Source organism: Campylobacter sp. B0100352/1, assembly GCF_020135855.1.
GTDB classification, from domain to species: domain Bacteria; phylum Campylobacterota; class Campylobacteria; order Campylobacterales; family Campylobacteraceae; genus Campylobacter_D; species Campylobacter_D taeniopygiae.
The window spans coordinates 1-5,721 of sequence record NZ_JACHTP010000037.1; the positions used below are offsets into that span (position 1 = coordinate 1).

General features: G+C 29.5%; 5 protein-coding genes. All 5 read right to left on the reverse strand.

Features of this window, described 5'->3' with window-relative positions; genetic code table 11:
• Positions 1 to 26: 26 nt before the first annotated feature.
• The 5 genes from oppF to H2279_RS08085 are packed head-to-tail and all read right to left on the reverse strand — an operon-like array spanning position 27 to position 5,505.
• Positions 27 to 1,004: a murein tripeptide/oligopeptide ABC transporter ATP binding protein OppF gene (gene oppF, locus H2279_RS08065; protein ID WP_337196213.1), complete on the reverse strand. Its 978-nt coding sequence runs from the start codon at positions 1,002 to 1,004 to the stop codon at positions 27 to 29.
• Entirely contained in the window at positions 1,001 to 1,975 is a 975-nt protein-coding gene (locus H2279_RS08070) for an oligopeptide/dipeptide ABC transporter ATP-binding protein (RefSeq protein WP_337196214.1), read from the reverse strand. The genes oppF and H2279_RS08070 overlap by 4 nt, the downstream gene beginning before the upstream one ends.
• Position 1,976: 1 nt before the next feature.
• Positions 1,977 to 2,963: an oligopeptide ABC transporter permease OppC gene (gene oppC, locus H2279_RS08075; protein ID WP_337196215.1), complete on the reverse strand. Its 987-nt coding sequence runs from the start codon at positions 2,961 to 2,963 to the stop codon at positions 1,977 to 1,979.
• 1 nt (position 2,964) lies between these two features.
• Positions 2,965 to 3,891 (reverse strand): oligopeptide ABC transporter permease OppB, encoded by a 927-nt coding sequence (gene oppB / locus H2279_RS08080; RefSeq protein ID WP_337196216.1) that lies wholly within the window; start codon positions 3,889 to 3,891, stop codon positions 2,965 to 2,967.
• Positions 3,892 to 3,900: 9 nt separating this feature from the next.
• On the reverse strand, positions 3,901 to 5,505 hold the full coding sequence (locus tag H2279_RS08085; protein WP_337196217.1) for an ABC transporter substrate-binding protein: 1,605 nt from the start codon (positions 5,503 to 5,505) through the stop codon (positions 3,901 to 3,903).
• Between the last annotated feature and the right edge of the window lie 216 nt (positions 5,506 to 5,721).

Consider the following 5,721-nt stretch of genomic DNA (forward strand, 5'->3'; position numbering starts at 1 on the left):
TAAAAAATTTATAGACTAAAATTTTATTATATATTAAAGCAAGCATAAAAATGATTATCCTCACACTTAAATTCAGGTTTATTCTTAATACATATATCGCTAGCTATAGGACAACGAGTTCTAAAAACGCAACCGCTTGGAGGATTAATAGGAGAAGGCAATTCTCCCTCTAGAAGTTGAATTTCTTTATTTTTTTGAATTTTCGGATCTGGTATTGGTATGGCTGATATCAAGGCTTTGGTATAAGGATGTTTTGTATTGCTATAAATTTTTTGATAATCCGCGATTTCAACAATATTTCCCAAATACATAACTAAAATTCTATCTGAAATATGTTTAACTATAGACAAATCATGAGCAATGAAAATTAAAGATAATTGAGTTTGTCTTTGTATCTCTTTAAGTAAATTAACTACTTGGGCTTGTATAGAAACATCTAAAGCCGAAACTGGCTCATCACACACTATTAATTTAGGTTCTAAAATTAATGCTCTAGCTATTCCTATTCTTTGGCATTGTCCTCCTGAAAATTCGTGCGGATAACGATTAATTAAACTTGGAATCAAAGATACTTTTTGCATTATTTGTAAAACTTTTTCTTTAATTTCTTTAGTATTCATATATGGAAAATGAACCTTTAAAGGTTCTGCAATAATATCTCCTATAGTCATACGAGGATTAAGAGAAGCTAAAGGATCTTGAAAAATCATTTGTATATCTTTTCTTATATTTTTCCATTTTCTATTATTCTGATTTTTAAGACTCTTGCCCATCCATAATATATCACCATCTAAATCTTTATTTAATCCTAAAATAGCCTTAGCTAATGAAGATTTACCACACCCTGATTCACCCACTATACCTAAAGTTTCTCCTCGATAAAGTTTTAAATTCATTTTGTCAATAACTTTCATTTTTGTTACTTTATTTCTAAAAAAACCTTCATTTTTTCTGATTGTATAAAATACACTTAAATCTTTAGTTTCTAAAAGCAACTCTTTCATTTATAATCCTTTAAAACTAAATTTATTGGCGCAAAACAAGCTCTTTTTCTATGAAAACCAACTTCTTCAAGAATAGGGTTTTTTAAACAAATTTCTTTTGCAAAAGAACATCTTGGAGCAAAAGAACAACCTTTTGGCAAATTTAATAAATCTGGTGGATTATCTGGAATTAATTCTAGTTCTTTTTGCTCTAAGTCTAAACGTGGAATAGTTTTCATAAGTCCCAAAGTATAAGGATGTGTAGGACGATAAAAAATATCTTCTACCTTGGCATATTCCATCACCCTGCCTGCATACATAACTAAAACATTATCACAAGTTCCAGCAACGACTCCTAAATCATGAGTGATTAAGATAATAGCCATGTTGAATTCTTTTTGCAATTCTTTTAGTAATGTCATAATTTGTGCTTGAACTGTAACATCTAAAGCTGTTGTTGGCTCATCAGCAATTAAAAGCTTAGGTTTACATAAAAGCGCCATAGCAATCATGACTCTCTGTCTCATACCACCTGAAAGCTCATGAGGATACATTTTCATTCTATTTTTAGCTTCAGAAATTTTTACAGCTTCTAACATATGAACACTTTCGATGAAAGCTTTTTTATATTCCATTCCCTTATGAACGGTCAAAACCTCTATAAGCTGATCTCCCAATTTCATATAAGGATTTAAAGAGGTCATCGAATCTTGAAAAATGATAGATATTTTTTCCGAACGTAATTTATTCATAGCCTTAGGATTTAAGTTTAAAATTTCTTCTCCATCAAATAAAACACTACCTCCAATAATGCTATTCTTAGCTAATAAACCTATCAAAGCAAATACACTTTGCGATTTTCCAGAACCTGATTCACCTACTATGCCAAGCGTTTGACCTTCATCTAAGCTAAAACTCACATCATTAACAGCTTTTACTATGCCATCAGGTGTTTTAAAACTAACCTGTAAATTTTTAACTTCTAACAACATCTTATCTTTCTTTCGGATCTAAAGCATCTCTTAGACCATCTCCTATAAAATTAAAACAAAATAAAGTAATTACCAAAAATGTCGAAGGAAATCCGACTAACCAAGGGGTTTGTTCCATGGAACTCACTCCATCATTCATTAAAGAACCCCAAGAAGTTAAAGGTTCTTGGACTCCTAAACCCAAAAAACTTAAAAAGGATTCAAAAAGTATCATTCCTGGAACCAACAAAGAAGCATAAACAACTACCAAACCTAATAAATTAGGTGCTATATGTTTTAAGATAATATCTTTTGCACTCACTCCACAAACTAAAGCAGCTTGAATAAATTCTTTATTTTTAAGACTTAAAGTTTGCCCCCTTACTATTCTTGCCATATCAAGCCAACTAACAGCTCCAATAGCAATAAAAATTAAAAATATACTTTGTCCAAAAAATGTAACTAAAAGAATAACTAAAAACATAAAGGGCAAGGCGGAAAAAATTTCTAAAATTCTCATCATGATCATATCCACTTTTCCACCAAAATATCCAGAAATTGCTCCATAAATAATACCTATAATAATAGCCATCAAAGCACCCGTAATACCAACAAGCAAAGAAATCTTACCGCCTATAGCTACTCTTACAAATAAATCTCGACCTAAATTATCTGTTCCAAAATAATGGCCATTTTCCAAACTAGGAGAAGAGGCAATTAAAGAAAAATCGGTATCATCATAAGTATATTTGGATAAGGCTGAACCAAAAAAAGAAAATAAAATAACCAAAATAATCAAAACTAAACTTATCACAGCAGCTTTGTTGCAAAAAAACTTTCTCATAGCATTTTGCCAAAGACTTCTTCCTTTAATTTCTCTTTGATTTAAAAGTTGTGGATATATCTGCTGACTTTCCCAATTTCTTCTAAGATCTTCTAAGTTATAGTTCAAATCTTCTTCAAATTCTTGAACCAATTGCTTTAAATTATGTGTATTAAATAATTTCATTTTAAGCCTTAATTTTTATTTTAGGGTCTAAAAAAACATAAATAATATCAACAATAGCATTAAAAAATATAGTAAGAACTCCAACAATAATTGTTAAAGAAAGCACTAAAGAGTAATCTCTATTCAAAGCTCCATTGACAAAAAGTTGACCTACACCCGGTATAGTAAAAAAACTTTCTATTACTACAGAGCCTGTTATAATGCCCACAAAAGCAGGAGACAGATAAGAAATCACGGGTATAAGTGCCGGTCTTAAAGCATGATAAAATAAAATCCTCGAAGAGGATAAACCTTTGGATTTAGCTGTTCTTATAAAATCAGAATGTAAAATTTCAATCATAGAACTTCTAGTAATTCTAGAAATAGTTGCAACATAAACTATACACAAAGCTAATACAGGTAAGATTAGATATCGAATTTCTCCATTATTCCATCCCCCTGAAGGTAATAATTCTAATTTTATAGAAAAAATTAATACGAGTAAAGGAGCTATAATAAAACTAGGCAAAACAACTCCTATCATCGTAAAAGCCATAACACAATAATCTAAAATACTGTTTTGCTTCAAAGCTGCTATAATACCTATTCCAACCCCTGTAAATACAGATAAAATAAAAGCTATTACACCTAAAATAATCGAAACAGGAAAAGACTGAGCTAAAAGATCATTCACAGATAAATCCTTATAAACAAAACTTGGTCCAAAATCTCCTTGTGCTAAATTTTTAAGATAAATGCTATATTGAACTATTAAAGGTTTATCTAAACCATATTTAGCATTGATATTTTTCATCACTTCAGGAGGATAAGCTCTTTCACCCATAAAAGGACTACCTGGAGCTAATCTCATTAAGAAAAAAGAAATTGTAACAAGAATAAATAAAGTAGGAATTGCTTGCAAAAATCTAGAAAATATAAATTTTAACACTTATAAACCTCAATGTTCTAATATATAAATATCTTTAAAATAATTATTTTGAGAAGGTTGTATTTTAAAGCCTTTTACATAAGGTTTAACAAGATAACTTGTCGTATAAAAATAAATAGGTATTATAACATTATTATCATATAAAATCTTTTCAGCTTCCGCATAAAATTGTGCCCTTTCTTTTTCCGTTTTTGCCTTATATGCTAAACTAATAGCTTTGTCATATTCTTCACTTTTAAATCCTGAAGTATTGTTTGAAGAATTTGATAAAAATATATTTAAAAAACTACTTGCTTCATTATAATCCGAACACCAACCAGCTCTAGCCATTTGTTGTTGGCCCAAACGTCTAGTAGATAAAAAAGATTTCCACTCTTGATTTTGAAGTTTAACATTTACAATGCCTCCTAAATTTTTCTTCCATATAGAAGAAGCAGCTATTGCTAATTTTTTATGATTTTCATTTGTGTTATACAAGAGAGTAAAGTTTAAAGGATTATTTTGATTATATCCTGCTTCATTTAAAAGTTTTATAGCCTCTTGATGACGTTTACTACTATCCCATTTAGACCATTCTGGAGGAGTGATTAATTCAGCCGCATTGATTACAGGAGGAGAGAAGGTAAAAGCAGGAATTTGACCTTGTCTTAAAACCTGATCTGTAATAATATTTCTGTCCAAAGCCATAGAAAGTGCTTGGCGAACTTTATTATTATTAAAAGGTGGGTTTTTAATATTTAATTCATAATAATAAGTACATAACTGAGGTCCAATTTTTAATTCATTAGAATATTCTTTTTTTACTTTATCTAAAAGCTCCAAAGGAAATTGACTAATATCCAAATTCCCTGTTCTATAACGCGTATAAGCAACAGAATCATTCTGAATTTGCAAAAGAATCACCTTATTAAGCATTACCTTTGCAATATTCCAATAGTAAGGATTTTTAGATAAAACAGCTTCTTCATTAACAACAAATGAATCGAGCTTGAAAGCTCCATTACCTACTATATTTTTTGGTTCACTCCAAGAATCACCAAATTTTTCTACAACTTTTTTTGGAACCGGAGAAAGAACATAAAACTGAGTTAAAAGATCTGCAAAAGGAACGGGACTTTCCAAATGTAAAATTAAAGTGTAATCATCTTTAGCTTCAACTCCTAATTGATCCGGATTCATCTCACCGTTTATGATAGCTGAAGAATTTTTAAGTTTCATATAATTCAAAAAAGAAGCATAGGGCGAAGCAGTTTTAGGATCAACTAACCTTCTCCAAGCAAAAACAAAATCATTAGCTGTTACCTTATCTCCATTAGACCATTTAGCATCTTTTCTGAGATTAAAAGTCCAAGTTTTATAATCATCACTATGAGACCAAGTCAAAGCTACACCAGGTGCGGGTTTATCATTCTTATCGGAAATAAGCAAAGTTTCAAACAAATTTCTTATAAAAATACCTTCGGGAGAACCATCGATTTTAGCTGGATCTAGAGATTGAGGAGCAACACCAGCATTAAAAGTAAAAACTTGTTCTTTATCAAGTTTGTCTTCTGCTTGTAAAAAATTACAAAAATAAAAATTAAATAAAAATAAAATAAAAGCAAACTTTTTCATAGTTTATTCCTTAAAACTAAAAAATTATTTTTATCAGATTCAGAATATCTTATCAATACTTTTATTTAACTTATTTTTTTCTAACTTATTTTTTTTCTAACTTATTTAAAAAAATAAGTTACAAAAAGAAACAAATTTTACATAAAAATCAAAACTATACAGATTAAGAAAAATACTTGGATAATTATTTAAATCAAAAATATAACTTAGAAGATA